Genomic DNA, 26,270 nt, shown 5'->3' with positions numbered 1-26,270 from the left:
CCGGTCTCAGGACGGTATTGTATGAACAGGCTCGCATTGTAATCCACGCCTGGCTTAAAACGCTTCCCAGGCTTCCTCGGCCGGCTTTGCCGGCGCCGCCCTGGCGACCAGCTTGCGGGCCGGCGCCACGGCGTGCAAACGCGCCTGCACCCTGCCTTGCTCCCTGCCCTGTACGCCATCGAGCTTGAAGATGCTGACCACCTGCGCCAGGCTGCTGGCCTGCGCTTCGAGCGAAGCGGCGGCCGATGCCGACTCTTCCACCAGTGCCGCGTTCTTCTGCACCACCTGGTCCATCGCGCCGATGGTGTGGTTCACCTGCTCGATGCCCGACGTCTGTTCGCGGGTGGCCGTGCTGATTTCGCCCATGATGTCGGTCACGCGCCTGACGCTGTCGACGATGTCCTGCATCGTCGCGCCAGCTTCATCGACCAGGCGCGCGCCTGTATCGACGCGCTCGACGGAGTCGTCGATCAGGCCCTTGATTTCTTTCGCGGCAGCGGCGGAGCGTTGCGCCAGGTTGCGCACTTCCGTGGCGACCACTGCAAAGCCGCGCCCCTGCTCCCCTGCGCGCGCCGCTTCCACGGCGGCGTTGAGCGCCAGGATATTGGTCTGGAAGGCGATGCTGTCGATCACGCCGATGATATCGACGATTTTCTTCGACGAGGCATTGATCGAGGCCATCGTGTCGACCACTTGCGCCACCACCGCGCCGCCCTTGACGGCCACGCCAGAAGCCGACAGCGCCAGGGTATTGGCCTGGTGCGCATGGTCTGCATTCTGCTTGACGGTGCTGGTCAATTGCTCCATCGACGACGCCGTTTCCTCGATCGAGGCGGCCTGCTGCTCCGTACGCTGCGACAAGTCCAGGTTGCCGGCCGCGATCTCGCGCGAGTTGGTGGCGATGGTGTGGGTGCCGGCACGCACTTCGCTGACGATGGCCACCAGGCTGTCGCGCATGCCGCGCATGGCAAACAGCAGGCTGGAACGGTCGCCGGGCTGGGTTTCGATCTGCACGGCCAGGTTGCCCGCCGCGATATCGCCGGCGATGGCGGCCGCATATTCCGGTTCGCCGCCCAGCTGGCGCAGCAAGCCATGGCTGATGCGCCAGGCCGCCAGGGTGCCGATCACGATGGCGCCCACGCACAGCACCACCATGAAGAAGAAAAAGCTGCGCGCCACGCTGGCGGCACTATCGGCCTGTGCCCGGCTCATCTTTTCTTCCAGGTCGATCAGCCGGTTGACCGACGCCAGCCATTCGACGAAGGCGCCCGCGCCCTGCTGATGCAGCACGGTGGTTGCCTGCGGCACATCGTCGGCCAGGCGCAGCGCGATCACCCTGGCGATCAGCGGCATTGCCTTCGCCTCGCTGGCCTTGATCGCGGCCAGCGCCGTGCGCTCTTCCGGCGTCACCTGCTGGCCGCTGCCGATGATCTGCTCCAGCGGCGTGGCCGACTGCGCATAATTGTCGGCCAGGGTTTGAATGCGCGTGATTTCCGGTTGCGCCATGGCCGCATCGCCAGCCAGCACCACGTCGCGCAAGGCGATCGCGCGGTCATGCACGCTGCCGCGCAAATTGATGGCGTGGCGCTGCCTGACGTTGTTGACGTCGCTGATACTGGTCAGTATGGAATCAATCTTTTGCACCCGGTTGATGCCGAGTGCGGTAACGATCATCAACAGCAGCAAGACCAGGCCAAATCCCGTGTACAGCCGCGTGCTGATTTTAGTGCTTTGCAATTCCATCCCTGTCATCCTCAAAGTGTCCCAGTCCTATTGTTGAACTGTGGAAATAGAGGAAAATTTAACACGGATGGCACATTCCTGCCGGCGGCGGGCCCGAACCCGCCGCCAGGCCGCAGTTTTACCAAACCTTATAGACCTGGCCCGTCTGCACGCCTTCCACGCTGCGGCTGTACGCCAGCGCCACGCGGCTGGCCGGTGCCGGTTCGAAGCCGTGGAAAAAGCCGCCATAGGCATCGAGCGATTCAGTCAATACGGTGGGACTGACCACGTTGATGCGCAAGCCGCGCGCCAGTTCAACGGCGGCGCCCCGCACAAACCCTTCCACCGCCGAGTTGGTCATGCTGGCAGCCGTACCGAAGCGGATCGGCTGGTCCGCCACGATGCCGCTGGTGAGCGTGATCGAGCCGCCGTCGTTCAGGTACTCCTGGGCAACCAGCGCCACGTTGACCTGGCCCATCAGCTTGCTGTTCAGCCCTACCTGGAATTGTTCCGGCGTAAATTCAGCCAGCGGGCCGAAATGCAGGTTGCCGGCCGTGACGATCACGGCGTCGACCTTGCCGATGCGCTGGAACAAGGCGCGTACCTGGGCGATGTCGCTCATGTCGGCCTGGTGGGCGCCGCTACGGCTGCCCACTTCGACGATCTCGTGGCGCTGTGCCAGTTCCGTATTGACTGCCTTGCCGATGGTGCCACTGGCGCCGATGATGACGATTTTCATGATGTTTTCCTGTCTGTGGTTGAACAATGACGCCAGTATGCGCTGCTTCCCAAAAGGAATAAATACGCTAGAATTTACAAGATTACTAATCTACAGTTTGGAATCGAACTCACATGGACAAATTGCGCAGCATGGAGATTTTTGTCGCCGTGGTCGACCAGGGCAGCTTCACGGCGGCCGCCGACAGCTTCCGCATTTCGCCCGTGATGGTGGGCAAGCACGTGAAATACCTGGAACAGCGCCTGGGCACGCGCCTGCTGACACGCACCACGCGCCGGCAAAACCTGACGGAAATCGGCCGGCAGTATGTGGAGCAATGCCGCCAGATCCTGGCGCAGATCGCGGCGGCGGAAACGGGGGCTGAAGCGATGCGGGCCACGCCGCGCGGCAAGCTGAAGATTTCGGCGCCCGTCTCGTTCGGCAGCGAACGCATCGCGCCGCTGATGGCCGACTATCTGACGGCCTATCCGGACGTGAGCCTGGAACTCAATCTGAATGACCGGATGGTCGATCTGGTGGAAGAAGGATACGATGCGGCCATCCGCATCGGCGTGCTGGAAGATTCCGGCATGGTGGCGCGGCCCTTGCGGCACTACGCGATGGTCATTTGCGCCTCGCCCGATTACCTGGCCAGGCATGGCACGCCGCGTACGCCGGAGGAACTGCTTCAGCATGAATGCGTGGATTTCATGCAGTGGTCGCGCCATATGCGCTGGCGCCTGTCCGGCAAGGAAGCGCGCCACGATGGCGCCCCTGCCGAGAGCCGCTTCCGTTCAAACAATGGCCAGGCGCTGCGCATGGCGGCACTGCACGGCTTCGGCATCGTGATGCAGGCGGAGATCCTGCTGGCCGACGATATCGCCGCAGGCACGCTGGTACCGATATTGCAGGACTATGTGCCGGCGCCGCGCCTGATGCACCTGCTGTATCCGCGCGACCGCCAGCCCACGCCCAAGCTGACCACCTTCATCGACTTCATGCTGGAACGCTACGGGCCGGTGATGGCACCACCACCGGCCACGCTCACGTAACTGGGGCTCTTTAGTTCGCCTTGGCCAGCTTGGCCAGTTCGCCTTCCGGCTGCCAGCCGGCGCCCAGCGAGCGGGCCACGGCCACGGTCGCCAGCAGGCGCTGGGTCTTGATCTGCACGGCGGCGCGGTCGGCCGCCAGCGCGCTGCGCTGGGCGTCGGTCACGTCGAGGTAGTTCGAGATACCGCGCTCGTAGCGGGTGCGCGCCACCAGGTAGGCGCGCGCCGCCGCTTGCTGCGACACGGCTTGCGCATCGCCCTGCAACTGGCGCTGCTCCACGTCCGACAAGGCGTCTTCCACTTCCCGCAAGGCCGTCAGCAGCTTGCTTTCATGGTTGGCCACCGCTTCGGCATAACGGGCTTTCGACAGGTCCAGGTTGGCCTGGTTGCGGCCGCCATCGAAGATCGGCAGCGACAATGCCAGCGGACCAATGCTGAACTGGCGCGCACCGCCTTGCGCCAGGTCGCGCAGTTTTTCCGAGGCATAGCCAAAACTGCCCGTCAATTGCAGCGACGGGTAAAACGCACCTTCGGCCACGCCCACCTGGGCATTGGCGGCGCGCACGCCAGCCACGCTGGAAATGAGGTCAGGACGATGGCCCAGCAGGCTGGCCGGCAAGCCGACCGGAATGGCGGGCGGCAGCGGCAGCGCGGCCGGATCGGTTTGCACCGGCAATTGCATGGCGGCCGGCGACTTGCCGGTCAGGGTAGCCAGGCTGTTTTCCAGCAGGTTGCGCTGGCGCTTGACATCGTGCAGGTCGGCTTGCGCATTGGCCAGTTCGACCTTGGCGCGCGCCAGGTCCAGCTCATTGGTCAAGCCGCCGTTAAAGCGCGCCTCGACCAGTTGCAGGGACTCGCGGCGTGTATCGAGCGCGCCGTTCAGGATCGCCATTTCTGCATCCAGGCCGCGCAGCTGCCAGTAGGTATTGGCCACTTGCGACGACAGGATCAGCAGCACGCCGTCGAGGTCAGCCTGCGCCCCCAGCGCCTGCGCATCGGATGCTTCGACCAGGCGCTTGACGCGGCCCATCAGGTCGACTTCATACGACATCGATACGCCCACTTCCACGTCGTTGCCGCTGATCGACTGGCCGCCAAAGGCCATGCCCTCGGCAGTCTTGGCCGAGCTGTGCGAATTCGAGATCGAAGTGCTGGCGTCGAAGCGTGGCCGTTCGCTGGCGCGCGCCGTATTCGTCTGCGCCAGCGCCTGCAGCAGGCGCTCGCCGGCGGCCTTCACGCTGGGGTTGTCGCGCAAGGCGCTTTGTTCCAGGCGGTTCAGGGTCTCATCGTGGTAGATGCTCCACCAGTCAGTGGGCAGCTGCGCCTGGCTGGCGGCGCCCGCCGCATGGCGGAAACCCGTATCGGCGACATTCGCCGGCGCCTTGAAATCCTGGCCAACGGTAGTGCAGGCGCTGAGCGCCAGGGCCAGCGAGACGGCCAGCGCAATTTTCGTCATGTTCGTGTATGCAGTTTGCATGGTATTTACCTCTTGTTTTTTTCAGGGACGATCAATGACCGCCACCACCGCCACCGGGGGCCTTGAGTTTGTCGGCCAGCCACAGGGGCACGATGCAGCCCAGCAGAATGGCGCCGACGATCAGGAAGCCATCGTTGTAGGCCATCACATAGGCTTCGCGGCGCACGATGCCGTCGATCGCCTGCAAGGCCTGGTTGCCAGCCGTGACCGCATCGGCGCCCTTGTCCATGAAGGACGCCGTCAACTGGTCGATACGCAATTGCGTCGCGCTGGAGAACGAGTTGATCGCCTCGCCCAGGCGCTGCGAGTGGAAGTGTTCACGCGTGCTCAGGGCCGTCGCCAGCAGGGCGATACCGATCGAACCGCCAAGGTTGCGCGTCATGTTGAACAGGCTCGACGCCGATGGCATGTCTTTCGGCGCCACGCCCTTCATGGCGAAGTTCGACAGGGTCAGCATCACGAAAGGCTGGCCCAGCGCGCGCACCACTTGCGACCACAGCAACTGGTCATAGCCGGTCGACGCATCCATGTAGGCGTTCATCAGGCAGGAGCCGCCAAACAGCAGCAGGCCGAACGAACACAAAATTCGGTTGTCCACCGTCGACGACAGCTTGGCGACAAACGGCATGATGAATAGCTGCGGCAAGCCCACCCACATGATGACTTCACCGATCTGCATCGGCGAGTAGCCGGCGATCTGCCCCAGGAACAGCGGCAGCAAAAAGGCCGAGCCGTACAAGCCCATGCCCATCACGGCCGACAGCACGGTCGCCACCAGGAAGTTGCGCTGGCCGTACAGGGCCAGGTTGACGAACGGTTCGGCGCGCGTGGCGCTGGTCACTACCCAGCCCAGGATACCGGCCAGCGCCATCGCGGCAAAGGTGATGATGAAGGCCGAATCGAACCAGTCCTTCGAGTTCCCCTCTTCCAGGAAGATGGTCAGGCTACCGAGGCCCACGGCCATGCAGAAGATGCCCAGCCAGTCGGCTTTCCACAAGGCCTTCAGGTTCATCGGCTCGCGGTCCAGGCCATAGATCATGCCGAGGATCAGCAGTACGCCGGGCACCCAGTTGATGTAGAAGATCGATGGCCAGCCATACAGTTCGCTCAGGTAGCCGCCCAGGGTCGGCCCCATGGCCGGCGCCAGGGTGGCGGTCAGGCCGAAGATGGCCATGCCGGTGGAACGCTTCGACGGCGGCAGCTTGAGCATCACCAGGGTGAACGCCATCGGGATCAGCGCACCGCCCGTAAAGCCTTGCAGCATGCGGAAAACGATCATGCTTTCCAGGTTCCAGGCCGTGCCGCACAGGGTGGAAAACAGCAGGAACAAGGTGGTCGTGCCGATCATGTAGGCGCGCAGGCTGAACACGCGCACCATCAGCGCGGTGAGGGGGATGACGATAATCTCGGCCACCAGGTAGGCCGTGGAAATCCACGAGCCCTCTTCCTGGGTGGCCGACAGCGAGCCAAGGATATCCTTGAGCGAAGAGTTGGTGATCTGGATGTCGAGCACCGCCATGAAGGCGCCCAGCATGCCGGCGGCGACCGCCAGCCAGGTGCGCCCGGAGACTTTCTCGCTGATCACGGGAAACGCCGGCGGTTTCGCCAGTGTGTTGGAAGAGCTGCTCATGGCACGTTAGCGGGCGGCGGTCTGGGCTGGCGCAGCCTGGCCGGCAGTCTTGTCGATACCAGGCTGGTTGATTTCCACTTCGGCGATCACCGACATGCCGGGCACCAGGCGGCCGTTGAGGGCCTTGATATCTTCCGGCTTGAAGACGATCTTGACGGGCACGCGCTGCACGATCTTGGTGAAGTTACCGGTCGCGTTATCGGCTGGCAGCAGGGCAAATTGCGCGCCCGATGCCGGTGCGAAGCTGTCGACGGTACCGATCAGTTTTTTGCCTGGCATGGCGTCGACGCTCACGTGTACGCTCTGGCCACGGTGCAGGTCGGCCAATTGCGTTTCCTTGAAGTTGGCGGTGACCCAGACATTGTCTTGCACGATGGCCGTCAATTGCTGGCCAGGCTGCACGCGCATGCCCGTTTCCACGTTACGCTTGCCGATACGGCCCGAGACAGGCGCCAGGATGCGGTTGTATTGCAGCTGCTGTTCCGCGTCTTTCAATTGCACGCGCAGCACGGCCACTTGTGCCTTGGCCACGTCGCGCGCAGCCAGGGCGGCGCCGATCTGCGCCTTGGCGGCGACAGCGCTGTCGCGGCGGGCGGCCAGGTCGGCCACGGCGCTGGAGCGGGCTGCATTGGCGGCGTCCACTTCCGCTTTCGAGACGGCTTTCATCTGGCTGGTGTACAACTGGCCATAACGGTCGGCATCCTGTTTCGCGCGCAGCAATTGCGCATCGGCCTGGGCGATCTGGGCCTGGGCGCCGCTCGCTTGCGCCTGCGCTTGCGCGATCTGCGCATCGGCCTGCATCACTTGCTGTTCCGCGCTGGCGATCTGCGCAGTGATTTGTTCCGTCTTCACGCGCTGGTCGAATGGATCGAGTTCAGCGATCACGTCGCCCTCTTTCACCAGTTGATTATCGTCAATCAATACCTTGGTCACGACGCCGGAAATACGCGCCGAGACAGGATGCACGTGGCCGGAAACGTAGGCATTTTCCGTTTCCACAAAGTAATGACTGCGATACCACATGCGCGCGCCGGCACCCAGCGCAACCAGCACGATCAAGCCGGCGATGATTTTCACGCGGTTATTCGGTGCGGGGCTGGCGGCAGCGGCGGGCGTGGACGGTGCGGCGGGGGCCGCGGTAGGGGCCGTTGGAGGAACGGCGCTAAGCGCCTTTTGTTCTGCTTGGCCAGGCTGGTTGGACATACTGCGCTCCGAAAATGAAATGATATAGGTTCATTATTGGTCAAAGGAAAGCGCTTGTCAAGAAATGAAACGATTGCATTTCATTTTAATTTGCACTACAGTGTTAGTCATCACTCACCAACCAAGAGACCCCGAACATGCCTGATCCCGGCCTCAGCGACACCTTGCCCGTCCAAACTGATCAAACTGATACTGAGCACGATAACGCCGCCATGGAGATATTTTTCTGCGGCAAGTCTGCCGGCCGTCCGCGCGAGGCCGACAAGGAAGCGCGCGCCGAAAACCTGCTGTACACGGCCGGCTGCCTGTTCCTGGAAAAGGGTTATGGCAAGGTGAGCCTGGAAATGATCGCGCGCCAGGCCCATGTGGCGGTACGCACGATTTATGTGAAGTTTGGCGGCAAGTCGGGCCTGTTCAACGCCGTGGTGGAACAGCGCCGCGCCGCCTACTTTGCCACCATGCCCGCGCTGGAAACAGATATGCGCCCCCTGCCCGCCATTCTGGGCGAGTTCGGCATGCTGTTCCTGCAATTAATCACCATGCCGGCAGCCATCCGGCTGAACCGCATGGTGGTGGCTGAAGCGGCCAGCCACCCTGAGCTGGCAGAGACGTTTCACAAGGTGGGACCGGGACGCACGCGCGACATGCTGACGCGCTTCTTCAACCGTCCCGACATCGCCATTCAGTTCCGCGCGGAATTGACGGCAGAACAAATTGCCATACATTTGCTGAACTGCCTGATAGATGACCAGATGTCGCGCCTGCTGTTCCCGCCGCTGACGCAACCCGACACGGCGCAACTGCGCAAGCTGCTTGACCACCGCCTCGACCTGTTCTTGCGGGCGACCTTGCGCGCGCCGCTGGCGGCTTGAAAACCTAATGAGCTGGCTTGGGAGCCAGAGGAAGCGCCTGGCTCAGCTTGCCATCCACGGCGGCATTGACGGCATTCAGTTTTCCATAGCCATAGGCAATCAGGGCAACCAGGATAATCGTCAGGAAGTTGGTGATCAGGGCGGCGCCGACTTCGGCCATCCAGCCATAGATGCCGCGCTTGGCGGCCAGTTCCCTACGGTAAGAGATGAGCTCGGTGCTAACTGCCTGGTGGGTGGCGTCAAATTTGGCCGCCAGCGCCGATTGGACGGTATCGGCGCTTAATTGATCCAGGCGCTCCTTTGTTGCGACACCGAGGAAAGTCACGGTCAGCGCTGTGGCCCTATCCTTATAGCCCTGCAACTGTGCCGGAAGGACGTTAAAGTCATGAAACATCTGGATTTCAAAGGCAGTCGGCTCCACACCACCGTTTGCTGCCTTGAGATGGACGATCCACTCTACTTTCGTTTGCTTGTATAGTGAATAGGCCAAGGCCCCTATAAAGTCATTGGGGCCCGTTACCAGCTGATCATAAACGTGCAATGCCACGCATGAACTCAGGCAGCCAACAGTTCGCGGGCCTTGGCCATGGCGGCATTGATTTCCTTGGCCGAGAAGGGGATATTTGCGCTGGAAGTGTTTTTGGTGAGCGGCTCAGGATCTGGCCCACCATCACTGGCAATCTCCAGAGGAGTCTTTTGCGCCATCAATTTTTTGTTAATGCGCAACGCGTCAGCTACGCTAAAGAAATGTCGCATCATGCCCCCTTTAAGCTGCTCCTACCGATCTAACCAGCATAGCACGTAAAACCAGACAGACATTGAGCTATTACAAAGGCCGCTTATTGCGGCACGCCAGACGCCTGCGGCGCAGCCGCTTCGCTACGCTCGCCACTCAAGCCCAGCGCCCGCAAGAAAGGCCGGGCTGCCGAGGCTCCCTCGACGCCGAAGACCGCCTCGCTGCCATCGCGGCGTTCGGGGCCGTAGCGCATCAGGTCGAATGAGGTTTCAAAGCGCTGCGCCAGGAAGTAGGTGCGGAAGTAATCGAAGGCAAACACCACCTGGCCATCGGTGCGCGCCAACAAGCCTTGCGCATACAGCGGCGACAACCATTGCTCTGCGGATATATCCCAGCCCTTGACGGCGCAATAATCGCCGGCAAAGCAATCGAGCTCCTCTTGCAGCAGGAACAAGGTCTTGGCTTCGAACAGCACGAAGGCCAGCTCGATCAGGAATTCACGCGCATCCGCCGCCGCACTGATGTCCTTGCGCTTGCCCATCAAACCATCGAAGTAGTCGCCCTCAGCGGCCAGTTGCGGCAGCAAGGTGGCAAACACATATTCGGCATCGCGCTGGCCCGCGTCGCGGCCATCGGGCGTGTACAGCACGGACAGGGCAAAAGCCTTGCTGACTTCATCAAACTCGCGCAAGGCTACCGTCCACGGCGTGAGCGGCGCCTCGTCACCAGCGCTTCCCACACCGAATTCCAGCACGGCATAGGCAGCCATCTGACCATGCGGGCCGTAGAGGCTGCCCGGATTGCTCTTGAACAAAATGCCCAGCGCCTTCATCAGTGAACTGGCTTCGCCCGTGTGCTGGTGCCCATGAAAGACCGCGTGGATATTCTTGTACAGCGCGCGCTGCTCGGCGCCAGCATGCTCGTCAGCGGAAAAGAAACTGAAACCCGCATTGCCCAGCATGCCAGCCGGCGTACCCTGGACCCGGTTTCCCGGCACCAGATAAAAGCGCGCGCCAGGCAGGCTGGCCGCCTGCAGCAGGGGACGCAGGAAATATTCGTAGACGTAGGTAGGCGTGGTGCTGCTGTCCGCATCGGCCGCCAGCAGCTGGCCCGTGAAGAAAATCGCATCGATCTGCTTGCCGGCATCGCGAAAAGCGGCCACATCCTGGAACAGCGAATGCAGCATGAGCGCCTGCTCTTGCTCATCGGCGTGGCGCAGACGCACGTCGGAAATATGGAGGGCGGTAAATTTTTTCATTGTTGCAATACTTTCTCAGCACAGCCAAACCTGACCGAACAATAGCAACTTCATGGGAAAAAGCACACGCCCCAGGTCAAGCATAAGCGAAACATAGTTACAGACCCATATTGTCCCACTTTTTCCACAGGGAAATACTCACCAATATTCACACTGCGGCGTATAAGTGACACCCGCTGCGGCTCGAGACGAACCAAGAATAAAAAAACCGGGAACATGTCCCGGTTTTTTGTACTGAAAGTCAATCTTGCATCAGCGCTTGCGTGGTGGCGGCAAGTCCGTGCACGTCCCTTCGTAGACTTCCGCCGCCATGCCGATCGATTCACCCAGGGTTGGATGCGGATGGATGGTCTTGCCGATGTCAGTGCCGTCGCAGCCCATTTCGATCGCCAGGGCGATTTCACCGCGCATCGTTCATCCTGTCGCCGGCGTGCGTGCCGACGCTGGTCCAGCACATCAAAGGTGTAAAAAAACCCGTAATCACTTGCGGGCTTTTCAATACTAAAACAACATTTTGCATCAGCGCTTGCGTGGTGGCGGCAAGTCCGTGCACGTCCCTTCATAGACTTCCGTCGCCATGCCGATCGATTCACCCAGGGTTGGATGCGGATGGATGGTCTTGCCGATGTCAGTGCCGTCGCAGCCCATTTCGATCGCCAGGGCGATTTCACCGCGCATCGTTCATCCTGTCGCCGGCGTGCGTGCCGACGCTGGTCCAGCACATCAAAGGTGTAAAAAAACCCGCAATCACTTGCGGGCTTTTCAATACTAAAACAACATTTTGCATCAGCGCTTGCGTGGTGGCGGCAAGTCCGTGCACGTCCCTTCATAGACTTCCGCCGCCATGCCGATCGATTCACCCAGGGTTGGATGCGGATGGATGGTCTTGCCGATGTCAGTGCCGTCGCAGCCCATTTCGATCGCCAGGGCGATTTCACCGATCATGTCGCCAGCGTGCGTGCCGACGATGGTGCCTCCGATGATGCGGTGCGTTTCCGCATCGAACAGCAGCTTGGTGAAGCCTTCGGCGCGGCCATTGGCCACGGCGCGGCCCGACGCGGCCCACGGGAAGTGGCCCTTCTCGACCTTGATGCCCTTGGCTTTCGCTTCGTCTTCGGTGATGCCGGCCCATGCCACTTCCGGATCCGTGTAGGCAACCGATGGAATCACCTTGACGTCGAAGTGCGACTTCTGGCCTGCCGCCGCTTCGGCAGCCACGTGGGCTTCATGCACGGCCTTGTGCGCCAGCATCGGCTGGCCCACCAGGTCGCCGATGGCGAAGATATTCGGCACGTTGGTGCGCATCTGGCTGTCGACGTTGATGAAGCCGCGGTCGGTCACTTGCACGCCGGCCTTGTCGGCAGCGATCTTCTTGCCGTTCGGGCTACGGCCGACGGCCACCAGCACCAGGTCGTAGAGCTGCGGTGCAGGTGCAGTCGCACCGGCTTCGGCGGCTTCGAACGTGACCTTGATACCTTCCGGCAGCGCCTCGACGGCCACCGTCTTGGTCTTGGTCATGATGTTGTCGAAGCGTTTTTCGTTGTACTTCTGCCAGACCTTGACCGCATCGCGGTCCGCGCCCTGCATCAGGCCATCCATCATTTCCACCACGTCGATGCGCGCACCGAAGGTCGAATACACGGTCGCCATTTCCAGGCCGATAATGCCGCCGCCGATGACCAGCATGCGCTTCGGAATCTGGCGCAGTTCCAGTGCACCGGTCGAATCGACGATGCGTGGATCTTCCGGCACAAATGGCAATTTGACTACCGACGAACCGGCAGCGATGATCGCCTGCTTGAACTGCACGACCTTTTTGCTGCCGTCAGCAGCCGTCACTTCGATATGGTTCGCCGAGAGGAACTGGCCCACGCCGGTGACAACTTGCGTCTTGCGCGCCTTGGCCATGCCGGCCAGGCCGCCGGTCATGTTCTTGATCACGCCTTCCTTGTACTTGCGTACCTGGTGGATATCGATGGTCGGCTTGGCGAAAGTGACGCCCGTGTTGGACATATGCGCAGTTTCATCGATCACGGACGCCACGTGCAGCAGCGCCTTCGACGGGATGCAGCCGACGTTCAGGCACACGCCGCCCAGGGTTTCATAACGCTCGACAATCACCGTGTTCAAGCCCAGGTCGGAGGCGCGGAACGCCGCCGAGTAACCGCCAGGACCGCCACCCAGTACCATCATGTCGACATCGATATCGACCTGGCCGCTGTAATTGCCGGCCGGGACGATTGCGGCAACTGGTGCTGCAGGTGCGGCGGCAGCCGGTGCCGGCGCCGCTGCTGGTGCGGCAGGGGCAGCCGCTGGCGCGGCAGCCGCCGCGCCTTCCGTTGCTTCCACCACCAGCAGCACGCTGCCTTCAGCGATCTTGTCGCCGATCTTGACTTTCAATTCCTTGACCACGCCGGCGTGGGTCGAAGGAATTTCCATGCTGGCCTTGTCCGATTCCACGGTGACCAGCGACTGGTCCAGCTTGATGGTATCGCCAACCTTGATCATCAGCTCGATGACTTCGACTTCCTTGAAGTCGCCGATATTCGGTACTTTTACCTCTACTGTGCTCATCAATCGCTCCTTACAGCAGAATTTTGCGCATGTCGGCCAGGACTTCGCCGAGGTACACGGAGAATCGTGCGCCCATCGCGCCATCGACCACGCGGTGGTCGTACGACAGCGAAGTGCCCATCATCAGACGTGGCTGGAAGGCCTTGCCATCCCATACCGGCTTGATCGAGGCTTTCGACAAGCCCAGGATGGCTACTTCCGGTGCATTCACGATAGGCGTGAAGTGCGTGCCACCGATGCCGCCCAGGGACGAAATTGTGAAGCTGGCGCCCTGCATGTCGGCCGGTTTCAGCTTGCCTTCGCGCGCTTGCAGGGACAATTCGGTCATCTCTTTGGCGATTTGCGTGACGCTCTTCTGGTCCGCGTTTTTGATCACGGGAACCACCAGGCCGTTCGGCGTATCGGCCGCGAAGCCGATGTTGTAGTACTGCTTGAGGATCAGGTTTTCGCCCTTGGCGTCCAGCGATGCATTAAATGCCGGGAATTTCTTCAGCGCGGCGACCGACGCCTTGATGACGAAGGCCAGCATGGTCAGCTTGGCGGCATCCTTGTTCTTTGCGTTGGCCGCATTGGTCTCGACGCGGAAGGCTTCCAGGTCCGTCACGTCCGCTTCGTCAAATTGCGTGACGTGCGGGATCATGACCCAGTTGCGGTGCAGGTTAGGACCCGAGATTTTCTTGATGCGCGACAGCGGCAGCAATTCGGTCGCGCCGAATTTGCTGAAGTCCAGCGATGGCCATGGCAGCAAGTCCAGGCCCACGCCCGAACCAGCCTTGGCGACCGGTGCCGCATTGGCAGCACCTGGCGCAGCGACCGCACCCGACATCACGCCCTTGACGAAATTCTGCACGTCTTCCTGGGTGATGCGGCCTTTCGGACCGGAGCCGCCCACGCGGGACAGTTCCACGCCCAGTTCGCGCGCAAACTTGCGGATCGATGGCGACGCATGCGCCAGCTTGCCATTCACGGCAGGCGCGGCAGCTGCGACAGGGGCAGGAGCGGCAGTAACTGGCGCCGAGGCGACAGCGGCGGCTGGTGCGGCAGCAGCTTGTGCCGGCGCAGCGGCAGGTGCTGGAGCGGCGGCTGGAGCAGCACCGGTCGTTTCGACGATCAGCACCAGCGAATCCTTGGCCACCTTGTCGCCGACCTTGACTTTCAATTCCTTGACGATACCGGCGTGGCTCGATGGGATTTCCATGCTGGCCTTGTCCGATTCGACCGTCAGCAGCGACTGGTCGACCTTGATCGCATCGCCGACCTTGACCATCAGTTCGATGACTTCGACTTCCTTGAAGTCGCCGATATCGGGCACGGTCACTTCGACCAGCGCAGGCGCGCCGGAGGCGGCCGCCGGCGCAGGGGCTGCTGCAACTGGTGCTGGCGCAGGGGCTGCAGCAGCAGGTGCGGGAGCTGCGGCTGGCGCAGGGGCGGCAGCAGCGCCGTCGGCCACTTCCAGCAGCAGGACCAGCGAACCTTCGGCGATCTTGTCGCCCACGTTGACTTTCAATTCCTTGACGACACCGGCGTGGCTCGATGGGATTTCCATGCTGGCCTTGTCCGATTCGACCGTGATCAGCGACTGGTCGACCTTGACCGTATCGCCAGGCTTGACCATCAGTTCAATGATCTCGACTTCCTTGAAATCGCCGATATCCGGGACTTTGACTTCCACAATGCTCATAGCTTGCTCCGTTATTTTATTTGTCAGATGGACTCGCAAACGCGCCAAGGACGTACTTGCGTACGGCCTTGGCGCGATCGAATCCGCACAACGATTACTGGGTCACCGGATTTGGTTTGTTCGCGTCGATGCCATACTTGGCAATCGCCTGCTCTACCACCGACACGTCGATCTTGCCCTCGTCAGCCAGCGATTTCAGCGCGGCCACGGTCACATAATAACGGTTCACTTCGAAGAACTCGCGCAGTTTGGCGCGGCTGTCCGAGCGGCCAAAGCCATCGGTGCCCAGCACTTTGTAGGTGCGGCCCTTCGGCATGAAGGCGCGGATCTGTTCTGCGAATGCGCGCATGTAGTCGGTGGTGGCGACGATCGGGCCGTCGGTGTCCTGCAGCAGCGACGTCACGTACGGCACGCGCTGTTCTTTCGACGGGTTGACCATGTTCCAGCGTTCTGCGTCCTGGCCATCGCGGGCCACCAGGGTCAGCGATGGCGCCGACCAGACGTCTGCCGCCACGCCCCAGTCGTTTTGCAACAGCTCGGCGGCGAAGATCGATTCGCGCAGGATGGTGCCGCAACCGATCAGCTGCACGCGCAGCTTGGCGTCCGCCTGGCCTTCCTGCAGCTTGTACATGCCTTTCAGGATGCCTTCTTCCTGGCCGGGCTTGATGCCTGGCTGGGCGTAGTTCTCGTTCATGATCGTGATGTAGTAGAACACATCTTCCTGGTTGGCGATCATGCGGCGCAGGCCGTCCTGCACGATGACGGCGACTTCATGGCTGAAGGTCGGGTCGTATGGCATACAGGTCGGGATGGTCGCGGCGAAGATATGGCTGTGGCCATCTTCGTGCTGCAAGCCTTCGCCGTTCAGGGTGGTACGGCCAGCGGTGCCGCCCATCAGGAAGCCGCGCGCGCGCATGTCGCTCGCTGCCCATACCTGGTCGCCGATGCGCTGGAAGCCGAACATCGAGTAGAAGGTGTAGAACGGGATCATGATGCGGTCGTTGGTCGAGTACGACGTCGCCGCAGCGATCCACGAGCTCATGCCGCCTGCTTCGTTGATGCCTTCCTGCAGGATCTGGCCGGCCTTGTCTTCACGGTAGTACATGACCTGGTCTTTATCGACTGGCTCGTACAGCTGGCCTTTCGGATTGTAGATACCGATCTGGCGGAACAGGCCTTCCATGCCGAAGGTACGCGATTCATCGACCAGGATAGGCACCACACGCTGACCCAGGTTAGGGTCTTTCAGCAGGGTCGTGATGACGCGCACGAAAGCTTGCGTGGTCGAGATTTCACGGCCTTCCGGGGTCGCTTCCAGCACGTTCTTGAACGCGTCCAGCGCAGGCACTGGCAGGGTTTCTTCGGCTTTTTGACGGCGCTGCGGCAGGTAGCCGCCGAGGGCCTTGCGGCGCTCGTGCAGGTAGACCATTTCCGGCGCATCGTCGGCAGGCTTGAAGAAAGGAATATCGGCCAGCTTGTCGTCAGGAATCGGCAGCGAGAAGCGGTCGCGCATTTCGCGCACGGCTTCGTCGTTTAGTTTCTTGGTCTGGTGCGCGGTGTTGCGCGCTTCGCCGGACTTGCCCATGCCGTAGCCCTTGATGGTTTTCACCAGCAGCACGGTAGGCTGGCCCTTGTGTTCCTGGGCGACCTTGAAGGCAGCGTAAATCTTGTGTGGATCGTGGCCGCCACGGGTCAGACGCCAGATGTCGTCGTCGCTCATGTTGGCAACCATTTCCAGCAGCTTCGGATGCTTGCCGAAGAAGTGCTTGCGCACGTAGGCGCCATCCTTGGCCTTGAAGTTCTGGTACTCGCCATCGACGGTATCCATCATCACTTGCTGCAGGATGCCATCCTTGTCTTGTGCCAGCAGGGCGTCCCAGCCCGGGCCCCAGATGACCTTGACGACGTTCCAGCCGGCGCCACGGAATTCGCCTTCCAGTTCCTGGATGATCTTGGTGTTGCCGCGTACCGGGCCGTCCAGGCGCTGCAGGTTGCAGTTGACCACGATGACCAGGTTATCGAGCATGTCGCGTGCGGCCAGGCCGATTGCGCCCAGCGATTCCGGCTCGTCCATCTCGCCGTCGCCGCAGAATGCCCATACCTTGCGGTTGTCGGTCTTGGCGATGCCGCGTGCGTGCAGGTACTTCAGGAAGCGAGCCTGGTAGATCGCCATGTGCGGGCCCAGGCCCATCGACACGGTCGGGAACTGCCAGAAGTCAGGCATCAGTTTTGGATGCGGGTACGACGACAAGCCCTTGCCATCGACTTCCTTGCGGAAGTTCAGCAGCTGCTCTTCCGACAGACGGCCTTCGAGGAAGGCGCGCGCGTAGACGCCAGGCGAGGAGTGGCCCTGGATGTACAGCAGGTCGCCGCCGTGGTCGGCGGTTGGCGCGTGCCAGAAGTGGTTGAAGCCGATGCCGAGCATGTTCGCCAGCGAGGCAAACGAGGACAGGTGGCCGCCGAGGTCGCCGTCGGCGCGGTTGGCCTTGACCACCATGGCCATGGCGTTCCAGCGCATCCACGAACGCAGGCGCTCTTCGTATTCCAGGTTGCCCGGGCAGTGTGCTTCTTGTTTGGTGGGGATGGTGTTGACGTAGGCGGTGGTGCTGGAGAACGGGATTTGCGAGCCATTGCGGCGGGCCAGGTCGACCAGGCGTTCCATCAAATATTGTGCGCGTTCCGGACCTTCATTTTCCAGCACGGCTTCGAGTGCGTCCAGCCACTCTTTGGTTTCCTGCAAATCCGGGTCGGTGCCGATCTGCGTCGTTACCTGATTCAGTTGAGCTGACATCTGTTGAGTCTCCTGTTGTGATCGCCCCACCCCGATTTTCCGGATCGCTGTCGGACGGTATTTCGCTGATTATTTACTATTAAGATCAATTAGTGGGGCGATTCTAACAGCGTATTTAGTATTTTTCAAATGGCGATACATGATTTCACATCGTGAAACACCCCTATGAAATTTATGCTGCACTGCCGCAAATTCTAGATGGAAATTAATACTGAAAGAGCGTCAATAGCGCCGGTTTCATGCCCACGGCTTTATAATCTGGTTTTCCCTCCCACCAGCCTCTCAGCTCTCATACCATGCCAGCACAACTGATCGACGGAATTGCCCTCTCCCAAAAACTGCGCGCCGAAATCGCCACCCGCGCCGCCGCCCTGACCGCCAAGGGCACCCAGCCCGGCCTGGCAGTGATCCTGGTCGGCGAAGACCCGGCCAGCCAGGTCTATGTGCGCAACAAGGTCAAGGCTTGCGGCGACGTGGGTTTCCACTCGGTGCTGGAAAAGTACGAAGCGGACCTGTCCGAAGCGGACTTGCTCGCCCGCATCGCCAGCCTGAACGCCGATCCGGCCATCCACGGCATCCTGGTGCAAATGCCTTTGCCTAAACACATCAATCCACACAAGGTCATCGAAGCGATCGCCACTACCAAGGACGTCGATGGCTACTCGGTGCTGAGCGCCGGCGAACTGATGACGGGCTTGCCAGGTTTCCGCCCTTGTACCCCGTACGGCTGCATGAAACTGATCGAAAGCACGGGCGTGGACTTGCGCGGCAAGCACGCCGTCGTCATCGGCCGCAGCAACACGGTGGGCAAACCGATGGCGCTCCTGCTCTTGCAAGCGAACGCTACCGTCACCATCTGCCATAGTGCGACACCGGACCTGGGCCTGTACACGCGCCAGGCCGACGTGGTGGTGGCTGCCGTCGGTCGCCGCAACACCTTGACGGCCGACATGGTCAAGCCGGGCGCCATCGTGATCGACGTGGGCATGAACCGCGACGACAACGGCAAGCTGTGCGGCGACGTGGATTTTGACGGCATCAAGGAAGTCGCTTCGCACATTACCCCGGTGCCGGGCGGCGTGGGTCCGATGACCATCACGATGCTGCTGATGAATACGGTAGAAGCAGCAGAACGCATTTGATTGACCGTGGGCGGCTGGTCCGCCCATGACATATATATAGGAACAGGATTAGCTGATGACAACTGACAACCCACTGCTGGACTTCTCCGGACTCCCCCGCTTCGATGCCATTGCCGCCGAGCACGTTACGCCGGCCATCGACACCTTGCTGGCCCAGGCACGGGCCACCGTGGCCAAGCTGACGGCGCCGGAAACAGCGGTCAGCTGGGACAGTTTTGTTGCACCGCAAGATGACATCAGCGAAACCCTGGGCCGCGCCTGGGGCATCGTCAGCCACCTCAGCAATGTGGTCGATACGCCCGAACTGCGCGCCGCTTTCAATGCCAATCAACCCAAAGTCACGGAGTTCTGGACCGAACTGGGCCAGAATGAAGTGCTGTTCGACAAATTCAAGCAATTGCAAGCCAGCGCCGAGTACGCCACCCTGTCGCCGGCGCGCAAGACCATCGTCGAACACGCGATCCGCGGTTTCCGCCTGGGCGGCGCAGAGTTGCCTGAAGATAAAAAAGAACGCTTCGGCGCCATCCAGGAAGAACACGCGGCCGTGTCCACGCGCTTTTCCGAAAACGTGCTCGACGCCACCAATGACTACAAGCTGCTGGTGGACACCGAAGCGGAACTGGCCGGCCTGCCCGACGACGTCAAGCAGGCGGCCCGCGCCGCCGCTGAAAAAGACGGCAAGAACGGCTACCAGTTTTCGCTGCACTTCCCTTCGTATTACCCGATCCTGCAATTTGCCGACCAGCGCGCGCTGCGTGAAACCATCTACCGCGCCAACGCCACCAAGGCGTCCGAACAGGGCGATGCCTTCAGCAAGAAAGACGACTGGGACAATGGCCCGAACATCGTCACCCTGCTGAAACTGCGCGATGAAGAAGCCAAGATGCTGGGCTACAAGAATTTCGCCGAAGTGTCCCTGGTGCCTAAGATGGCGCAAAGCCCGGAACAGGTGATTTCCTTCCTGGAAGACCTGGCCCGCCGCGCCCGCCCGTATGCGGAACAGGACCTGGCCGAACTGCGCGCTTTCGCCAAGGACGAACTGGGCCTGGACGAGCTGCAAGCCTGGGACGTGCCTTACGCGTCCGAAAAGCTGCAGGAACGCCGCTATGCGTTCTCGGCGCAGGAAGTGAAACAGTATTTCCCTGAACACAAAGTCATCGACGGCTTGTTCCGCCTCGTACAAACCTTGTTCTCGGTCAATATCGTGCTGGACATGGCCAGTGCCTGGCATCCGTCCGTGCGTTTCTACCGCATCGAACGCGACGGCCAGCTGGTAGGCCAGTTCTACCTGGACCTGTATGCCCGCGCCGGCAAGGGCGGCGGCGCCTGGATGGACGATGCGCGCGGCCGCCGCGTACACAATGGCAAGCTGCAAACACCGGTTGCCTACCTGACCTGCAACTTCACGGAACCGGCCCTGGTCGATGGCGTGCTGCAGCCTTCGCTGTTCACGCACGATGAAGTGATCACCCTGTTCCATGAATTCGGCCATGGCTTGCACCATATGCTGACGCAGGTCGATGAAATCAGCGTGTCGGGTATTTCCGGCGTGGAATGGGATGCCGTGGAACTGCCTTCGCAATTCATGGAAAATTTCTGCTGGGAATGGGACGTGCTGCAACACATGACGGCCCACGTGACGACGGGTGCACCGTTGCCGCGCGCACTGTACGACAAGATGCTGGCAGCAAAGAATTTCCAGTCCGGCTTGCAAACCCTGCGGCAGTCGGAATTCTCGCTGCTCGATATGCATTTGCACTATGACTACAATCCCTTCGGCACGCAAAGCGTGCAGGAATTGATCGATAGCGTGCGCCGCCAGTTCGCCGTGGTAATACCGCCCGCCTACAACCGCTTCCAGAACTCGTTTGGCCATATCTTTTCCGGCGGTTACTCGGCGGGTTATTACAGCTATAAATGGGCAGAAGTGTTGTCTGCCGACGCCTATAGCGCGTTTGAAGAAGCGGCTGCACTGACGGGTGGCGTAGTCTCGGCGGAAACGGGCAAACGCTTCCAGGCGGAAATCCTGGCCGTGGGCGGTTCGCGCCCGGCGCTGGAATCGTTCAAGGCCTTCCGTGGCCGCGAACCAAGCATCGACGCCCTGCTGCGCCACAGCGGCATGGCCGCCTGAGCGCCATGACCCGCGTCGATTTTCACAGCAACGTACCCGACAAGCTGGCCTATGCCAGCCGTCTGGTGCGCAAGGCCTATATGGCGGGCAACAAGGTGGTCGTGCTGACAGCCGATGGCGAACAGCTGGCCGCCCTGAACGCGACCATGTGGACCATTTCGCCGACCGACTTCCTGCCGCACGTAGCAGCCGGCGATCCATTGGCGGTCCACACGCCCATCGTGCTGACCGACAATATGGATGTCGAGTTGCCGCACCACGATATCCTCGTCAACCTGTCGCAGCTGCCACCGGCCAACTACGAGCAATTCCAGCGCGTGTTTGAAATCGTCGCGATGGATGAACACGATGCCCAGGCCGGCCGCCAGCGCTTCCTGCACTACCGCAAGTCGGGTGTGGCGCCGACCCACTTTGTCGCGGGAAAAACATGAGCGAGCAGACATTCGATCCGGGCATCCCCCTGTTGACGGAAGTGCTGTCGGGACCGGAAGCGCTGCAGCAAGCGCCGGAACCGGAACCGGAACCGGAACCGGCCCCCATCGCGGCGCCGGTGGCCGCCGTCGCAGAACAGCCGGACTGGGACGCCATCGAACAGCGGCTGACGCAGCGCATCCTGCATCAGGTGCAGGGCAAGATCGACCACCTGCTGGAAGAGCGCATCGCCCACGTCTTGCAGACCGCCCTGCAAAACGCCCTGATCGGCATGCGGGGCGCCTTGCGGGCAGACTTGCAGCAATCGCTGGAACAGATCGTGGCGCATGCTGTGAGCCATGAATTAGGTCATTTGCATCCGCCACAGCATTAATTTGGGCTCAGTCACTTCGTGATCGGAATATCCCCCATTGGGGGACATTCCCCCGGCGGGTCTGCCCCCAGTATTTTAGCTACACCATTCCCCCTCCCAGCGCCATTCTTTGGTGCATCCAAGCCGCTAATCCCGGTGCATCGCGCCTCGTTTTGGTGATTGTCGCGACAAACAACACAAAGGCCGAAATCCGGCTTTTCTCGGCCTGTTTTTTGTTGTACCTTTCTCCACCAGTACCGCCTTTCGAAGCGGTTTCACGAGACGCCGCCGTATCTTTATCCATTGGAGAATGTTTATGCAGCTCAAGACCAAAGTCCTTCCGCTCGTCATCGCCCTGGCCTTCACCGCGCATGCAGGCGCCCAGGAAATCATCAAGATAGGCCATGTCGCCCCGGTCTCTGGCGCCAGCTCCCACCTGGGCAAGGATAATGAAAACGCGGCCAAGATGGCGATCGAGGACTTGAACGCCAAGGGTTTCAAGATCGACGGCAAGCCCGTGAAATTCGTGCTGGTGGCGGAAGACGATGCAGGCGACCCGAAACAGGGCACGGCGGTGGCGCAAAAGCTGGTTGACGCCAAGGTCAACGGCGTGATCGGTCACTTGAATTCCGGCACCACCATCCCTGCTTCACGCATTTATTTCAATGCCGGCATTCCGCAGATTTCACCGGCCGCCACCAACCCTACCTACACGCAGCAAAAGTTCAACACGGCTTTCCGCGTGGTGGCCAATGACAACAAGCTGGGCGGCACCCTGGGCGCGTATGCCGTCGGCAAGCTGCAGGCGAAAAAGATTGCCGTCATCGATGACCGTACGGCCTACGGCCAGGGCGTGGCCGAGCAATTCGTCAAGGGCGCCAAGAAGGCCTTGCCGGGCGTGCAAATCGTCGGCAAGGAATTTACCAATGCCAATGCGACCGACTTCAACGCGATTTTGACCAGCATCAAATCCAAGAATCCTGACCTGGTCTTCTTTGGCGGCATGGATTCCGTGGCTGGTCCCATGTTGCGCCAGATGAAGGCGCTGGGCATCAAGGTCAAATTCATGGGTGGCGACGGCATGTGCACGGAGCCGCTGGGCCAGCTGGCCGGCGATGCGGTCGGCGAAAACATGATCACCTGCGCCGAAGCGGGCGGCGTGACGGGTGCGGAACAAAAAGCCATGGACGATTTCCGCGCCCGCTACAAGCAGAAATACAATATGGAAGTGCAGCTGTACGCGCCCTATGTGTACGACGCCGTGATGACCATGGCTACCGCCATGCAGGACGCCAAGTCGGCCAAACCGTCCGTCTACCTGCCCTTCCTGGCCAAGGTGCATTACCAGGGCGTGACGGGTCCGATCGCCTTCGATGCGAATGGCGACATCAAGGATGGCTCGCTGACCCTGTTCACCTATCGCGGCGGCAAGAAGACCAAGATGGAAGTCGTGAAGTAATCAGCTAGAAGACAGAGCCATACAAAAATGTATGGCTACTGTACGATGTCCATCAATTCCCAAATGATGCGGCGGGGCCGATACTGGCTCCATCAATCATGAGGAGGGCAAGATGGACATCCATACCAATCAACACAAGACGGCACTGGTGCTGGGCGCCACGGGCGGTATCGGCGGCGAGCTGATGCGCCAGTTGCTGGCGGCCGGCTGGCAGGTACGCGCCCTGAAACGCGGTGAACTGCCATCGATATCCCCGGATGGGCTGACCTGGCTGCGCGGCGATGCGCTGTCGCGCAGCGATGTGATGGCGGCCGCCAGGGGTTGCGAGGTGATCGTGCACGCCGTCAATCCGCCCGGCTACCGCAACTGGGGCCAGCTGGTGCTGCCCATGCTGGACAACACCATCGCCGCGGCCATCGCCGGACAGGCCACCATCGTGCTGCCCGGCACTGTCTACAACTATGGCCCCGATGCCTTTCCCGTCGTGGACGAAGAGGCGCCGCAACACCCGCAAACGCGCAAGGGCGCCATCCGCGTGGAACTGGAAGCGCGCCTGGAGCTGGCCAGCAGACAAGGCGCGAAGGTGATCATCGTGCGCGCCGGCGACTTCTTCGGTCCCCGGTCAGGCAATACCTGGTTTGCGCAAGGCCTGGTAAAACCGGGCCAGCCGGTGCGCACGGTGCAATACCCAGGCGCAGAAGGAGTGGGCCACCAATGGTCTTACCTGCCCGACGTGGCGCGCACCATGTTGCAATTGCTGGAGGTGCGCCACAGTTTACCCACGTTTGCCCGCTTTCATATGGCCGGGCACTGGGACCACGATGGCCGGCAGATGACATCGGCCATCAGCCGCGCCGTGCTGCAGTCAGGCAAGGCGGCACCGGCCATCCGGCGGTTTCCATGGTGGCTGATGACCCTGGCCTCGCCATTCGTGGAAACCCTGCGCGAACTGCGCGAGATGCGATATTTGTGGCAAACGCCGCTGCAGATGGAGAATCGCAAACTGCTCGCCGTGCTGGGCAAGGAACCGCATACGCCGCTTGATGAAGCGGTCAGGGCGACCTTGCAGGGGATGGGCAACCTGGCTTAGGCCGCAAAAAAAGCGCAGGCGCGCTTTTTTTACGGCGCGATCCGGGCCTACATGGCGTTGATGATGGCGGCGGCCTGCGCTACCTGATGCGCGGCCAGATAGTTGGCTGCGTTGTTCAGGTTTTGCTGTTGCGCCGCATTGCCTGCGTACTGGACTCGCTTCTGGTACAAGCTATAGATTAATTGCAACTCACTTTGATTCGAACTCACCCCGAGCGCTTGCTGCATCGTCGTTAAATAGCTGTAGCCAAACTCCCGCGTCGGCTCGATCATGGTGCCTTCGCCATAATCATTCCAGGTTGCCAGCTGGATATTGTCGACACCAGGAGCAGCCAGTGCCTTGTTGAGCGTCGTCGCAAATGTCGAACCGTATGGCAAGGTCCAGGTCGGGCCTTGCCAGTTCCCCGCCGCATAGAAGGTATTAAATCCAGGATACGCGATGCCAAACTTGAGATTCAAGGGGTGGTTATTGTAAAAATTATCCAGGCCCGCCATGCCGTCGGAATAAATCCATGCGAATTCCCCTTTGCCGCTGGAACCAGCCTGGCCGATCTGGTACCACAGCGTCAGGAACGTGGGCGGCTTGGGGAAGGTCGAAAAGATCGTGTTCCAGTCGCTGCCGTTGACGAAGGTTTGCGGCCCGAAATCCAAAATCAGCGGCGCGCCATTGACTTGAATATAGTTGCTTTGCGTCGTGTAATTAGACTTCAGGTAAGCGATGTCTTGCTGGGCCGCCGCCATCTTGTTGGGGATCAGCCCGGCGTCATACGCCATGCCGATATTGTGATCCTCGTACACCATCGCAAAGCTCAAGCCCAGCTTGGCCGTTTGCGCCACGATAGCCTCGGCATTTTGCCGATTCTTGGCATAATCCCATACGTTCTGGCTGCCTGGCCAGTCGATCAAGACGCCATCGACACCGGCATACTTCATCAGCAGCAATTGATATTCGATGACATAAGGATCGCCGGAAGCGTATGGCCCCGTCTGCGGATAATAGTACGAGGCAATCTGGCGTTTTCCGCTTGCATCGACGATGTCCGGATTTTGATTCGCCATGGTCCAATGCAGGCCCCACGCGCCATTGCCCGAGGAAGCCTTGGTTTCAAACCACGGCATCATGTGCATATAGATTTTCTTCGTCGCGCTCTTGGGCACAGCAACGGGGGCGGGGGCGACTTCCGCTTGCACCGATTGCGATTTCAGGACCGTATTGCCGCCATCTTCGACCGTCCCGCTGCCGCAGCCGGTGAGTACGCCACCGGCCAAGGTCATGCACAGCATGCTGCTGATTATTCTTTGCATTTTTTCTCCGTAAAGTGACACCGTCCATCAGGACGGCTTTTTAGTTTCCAAGTAATCTATTTCTATCACTGCAACTACTTGCTAACTTAACTCGAACGGAGCACCCTGCGCAAGATGGTGACGACAAAAAAAAAGCGCAGACCAAGGTCTGCGCGCTGCTTAACCAGTGAAGGTCATCTCAGTTCATTTTTGCGACAACACCCATTTGACCAGGGTGTGCGCTTCCGCTTCGCTCACTTGCGGATTGGCGGGCATCGGAATCGCGCCCCAGGTACCGGAACCGCCCTTCATGACTTTCGCCACCAGCTTGCCTTCCGCGTCTTTCTGGCCCGCGTATTTGGCGGCCACATCCTTGAATGCAGGACCGACCAATTTCGTGCTGACTGCGTGGCAAGCCATGCAATTCTTTGCTTTCGCCAGGTCAGGATTGGCCATCGCCATTTGCGAGGTCAACGCCGACACTGCCACTACAGCCACCAACATGGAACGATTCATTGTCTTTTCTCCAAAGTTACTTCCTGCGGCATTTTACCGTGTTTCCGCAGGCTCACTACGAGCCCAGATCAAGCGTTTCATCATCGTCAACGGTTGGGCACCTGTATTGTGCCCCGATTCATGCCGCTATTCCCACTTTGTTTGTAAGGCCTTG

22 protein-coding genes and 2 pseudogenes are annotated in these 26,270 nt (G+C 60.7%); 8 read left to right on the top strand and 16 right to left on the bottom strand.

Features of this window, described 5'->3' with window-relative positions:
• Positions 1-54: 54 nt before the first annotated feature.
• Both ACL9RI_RS02010 and ACL9RI_RS02005 read right to left on the bottom strand, forming a co-directional pair.
• Positions 55-1,743 (bottom strand): methyl-accepting chemotaxis protein, encoded by a 1,689-nt coding sequence (locus tag ACL9RI_RS02010; protein WP_422724924.1) that lies wholly within the window; start codon positions 1,741-1,743, stop codon positions 55-57.
• Between the two features lie 118 nt (positions 1,744-1,861).
• Positions 1,862-2,461: a short chain dehydrogenase gene (locus tag ACL9RI_RS02005; protein WP_422724923.1), complete on the bottom strand. Its 600-nt coding sequence runs from the start codon at positions 2,459-2,461 to the stop codon at positions 1,862-1,864.
• 113 nt (positions 2,462-2,574) lie between these two features.
• On the opposite strand from ACL9RI_RS02005, the gene ACL9RI_RS02000 reads away from it, so the two are divergent.
• A complete protein-coding gene (locus ACL9RI_RS02000) occupies positions 2,575-3,492 on the top strand; it encodes a LysR family transcriptional regulator (RefSeq protein ID WP_422724922.1) in 918 nt (305 codons plus the stop codon).
• Between the two features lie 10 nt (positions 3,493-3,502).
• Here the strand turns inward: ACL9RI_RS02000 and ACL9RI_RS01995 are convergent, their stop codons facing one another.
• Genes ACL9RI_RS01995 through ACL9RI_RS01985 form a run of 3 tightly spaced genes read right to left on the bottom strand, consistent with a single transcriptional unit; the run spans position 3,503 to position 7,799 of the window.
• Positions 3,503-4,966 (bottom strand): efflux transporter outer membrane subunit, encoded by a 1,464-nt coding sequence (locus tag ACL9RI_RS01995; RefSeq protein ID WP_422724921.1) that lies wholly within the window; start codon positions 4,964-4,966, stop codon positions 3,503-3,505.
• 31 nt (positions 4,967-4,997) lie between these two features.
• Positions 4,998-6,596, bottom strand: a complete 1,599-nt coding sequence (locus tag ACL9RI_RS01990) for a DHA2 family efflux MFS transporter permease subunit (RefSeq protein ID WP_422724920.1) — start codon at positions 6,594-6,596, stop codon at positions 4,998-5,000.
• 6 nt (positions 6,597-6,602) lie between these two features.
• Complete coding sequence (locus ACL9RI_RS01985) at positions 6,603-7,799, bottom strand: HlyD family secretion protein (protein ID WP_422724919.1); 1,197 nt, start codon at positions 7,797-7,799, stop codon at positions 6,603-6,605.
• A gap of 212 nt (positions 7,800-8,011) precedes the next feature.
• Between ACL9RI_RS01985 and ACL9RI_RS01980 the strand changes: the two genes are divergently transcribed.
• On the top strand, positions 8,012-8,671 hold the full coding sequence (locus ACL9RI_RS01980; RefSeq protein ID WP_422724918.1) for a TetR/AcrR family transcriptional regulator: 660 nt from the start codon (positions 8,012-8,014) through the stop codon (positions 8,669-8,671).
• Between the two features lie 4 nt (positions 8,672-8,675).
• Here ACL9RI_RS01980 and ACL9RI_RS01975 read toward each other — a convergent pair whose 3' ends face one another.
• The 8 genes and pseudogenes from ACL9RI_RS01975 to aceE all read right to left on the bottom strand — a co-directional run bounded on the left by ACL9RI_RS01975 (position 8,676) and on the right by aceE (position 17,711).
• Positions 8,676-9,218 (bottom strand): hypothetical protein, encoded by a 543-nt coding sequence (locus tag ACL9RI_RS01975; RefSeq protein WP_422724917.1) that lies wholly within the window; start codon positions 9,216-9,218, stop codon positions 8,676-8,678.
• 8 nt (positions 9,219-9,226) lie between these two features.
• Entirely contained in the window at positions 9,227-9,430 is a 204-nt protein-coding gene (locus tag ACL9RI_RS01970) for a hypothetical protein (RefSeq protein WP_422724916.1), read from the bottom strand.
• 80 nt (positions 9,431-9,510) lie between these two features.
• Positions 9,511-10,665: a hypothetical protein gene (locus ACL9RI_RS01965; protein WP_422724915.1), complete on the bottom strand. Its 1,155-nt coding sequence runs from the start codon at positions 10,663-10,665 to the stop codon at positions 9,511-9,513.
• A gap of 252 nt (positions 10,666-10,917) precedes the next feature.
• Positions 10,918-11,107 (bottom strand): annotated as a pseudogene (locus ACL9RI_RS01960) (hypothetical protein); the annotation flags it as partial.
• Positions 11,108-11,184: 77 nt separating this feature from the next.
• Positions 11,185-11,374 (bottom strand): annotated as a pseudogene (locus ACL9RI_RS01955) (hypothetical protein); the annotation flags it as partial.
• Positions 11,375-11,451: 77 nt separating this feature from the next.
• Positions 11,452-13,239: a dihydrolipoyl dehydrogenase gene (lpdA, locus tag ACL9RI_RS01950; protein WP_422724914.1), complete on the bottom strand. Its 1,788-nt coding sequence runs from the start codon at positions 13,237-13,239 to the stop codon at positions 11,452-11,454.
• 10 nt (positions 13,240-13,249) lie between these two features.
• A complete protein-coding gene (gene aceF / locus ACL9RI_RS01945; protein ID WP_422724913.1) occupies positions 13,250-14,920 on the bottom strand; it encodes a dihydrolipoyllysine-residue acetyltransferase in 1,671 nt (556 codons plus the stop codon).
• A 94-nt stretch (positions 14,921-15,014) separates the two neighbouring features.
• Positions 15,015-17,711 (bottom strand): pyruvate dehydrogenase (acetyl-transferring), homodimeric type, encoded by a 2,697-nt coding sequence (gene aceE, locus ACL9RI_RS01940; RefSeq protein WP_422724912.1) that lies wholly within the window; start codon positions 17,709-17,711, stop codon positions 15,015-15,017.
• A gap of 296 nt (positions 17,712-18,007) precedes the next feature.
• On the opposite strand from aceE, the gene folD reads away from it, so the two are divergent.
• From folD to ACL9RI_RS01920, 4 genes are read left to right on the top strand one after another with little or no spacing between them, the layout of a single operon-like run.
• Positions 18,008-18,853, top strand: a complete 846-nt coding sequence (gene folD / locus ACL9RI_RS01935; protein WP_183675553.1) for a bifunctional methylenetetrahydrofolate dehydrogenase/methenyltetrahydrofolate cyclohydrolase FolD — start codon at positions 18,008-18,010, stop codon at positions 18,851-18,853.
• A 55-nt stretch (positions 18,854-18,908) separates the two neighbouring features.
• Positions 18,909-20,984 (top strand): M3 family metallopeptidase, encoded by a 2,076-nt coding sequence (locus ACL9RI_RS01930; protein ID WP_422724911.1) that lies wholly within the window; start codon positions 18,909-18,911, stop codon positions 20,982-20,984.
• A 5-nt stretch (positions 20,985-20,989) separates the two neighbouring features.
• On the top strand, positions 20,990-21,415 hold the full coding sequence (locus ACL9RI_RS01925; protein ID WP_422724910.1) for a DNA polymerase III subunit chi: 426 nt from the start codon (positions 20,990-20,992) through the stop codon (positions 21,413-21,415).
• Positions 21,412-21,789: a hypothetical protein gene (locus ACL9RI_RS01920; RefSeq protein WP_422724909.1), complete on the top strand. Its 378-nt coding sequence runs from the start codon at positions 21,412-21,414 to the stop codon at positions 21,787-21,789. The genes ACL9RI_RS01925 and ACL9RI_RS01920 overlap by 4 nt, the downstream gene beginning before the upstream one ends.
• Before the next feature lie 79 nt (positions 21,790-21,868).
• Here the strand turns inward: ACL9RI_RS01920 and ACL9RI_RS01915 are convergent, their stop codons facing one another.
• The gene (locus ACL9RI_RS01915) at positions 21,869-22,072 is read right to left on the bottom strand and encodes a hypothetical protein (RefSeq protein ID WP_422724908.1); all 204 of its coding nucleotides are present in this window, start codon (positions 22,070-22,072) and stop codon (positions 21,869-21,871) included.
• A gap of 12 nt (positions 22,073-22,084) precedes the next feature.
• Here ACL9RI_RS01915 and ACL9RI_RS01910 point away from each other — a divergent pair, with 12 nt between their 5' ends.
• On the top strand, positions 22,085-23,227 hold the full coding sequence (locus tag ACL9RI_RS01910) for a branched-chain amino acid ABC transporter substrate-binding protein (protein WP_422724907.1): 1,143 nt from the start codon (positions 22,085-22,087) through the stop codon (positions 23,225-23,227).
• A gap of 112 nt (positions 23,228-23,339) precedes the next feature.
• Positions 23,340-24,317, top strand: coding sequence for an NAD-dependent epimerase/dehydratase family protein (locus ACL9RI_RS01905; protein ID WP_422724906.1), 978 nt, complete (start codon positions 23,340-23,342; stop codon positions 24,315-24,317).
• A 47-nt stretch (positions 24,318-24,364) separates the two neighbouring features.
• On the opposite strand, the gene ACL9RI_RS01900 is transcribed toward ACL9RI_RS01905, so the two are convergent.
• Both ACL9RI_RS01900 and ACL9RI_RS01895 read right to left on the bottom strand, forming a co-directional pair.
• Entirely contained in the window at positions 24,365-25,621 is a 1,257-nt protein-coding gene (locus ACL9RI_RS01900) for a glycoside hydrolase family 71/99-like protein (RefSeq protein WP_422724905.1), read from the bottom strand.
• A gap of 183 nt (positions 25,622-25,804) precedes the next feature.
• Positions 25,805-26,116 (bottom strand): c-type cytochrome, encoded by a 312-nt coding sequence (locus ACL9RI_RS01895; protein WP_183741000.1) that lies wholly within the window; start codon positions 26,114-26,116, stop codon positions 25,805-25,807.
• Positions 26,117-26,270 lie beyond the last annotated feature (154 nt).

It is taken from the genome of Janthinobacterium sp. Mn2066, assembly GCF_049319705.1.
Taxonomy (GTDB): Bacteria; Pseudomonadota; Gammaproteobacteria; order Burkholderiales; family Burkholderiaceae_D; genus Janthinobacterium.
Note: the sequence above shows the minus strand (reverse complement) of the source record. Positions and strands in the feature narration are given on the sequence as shown.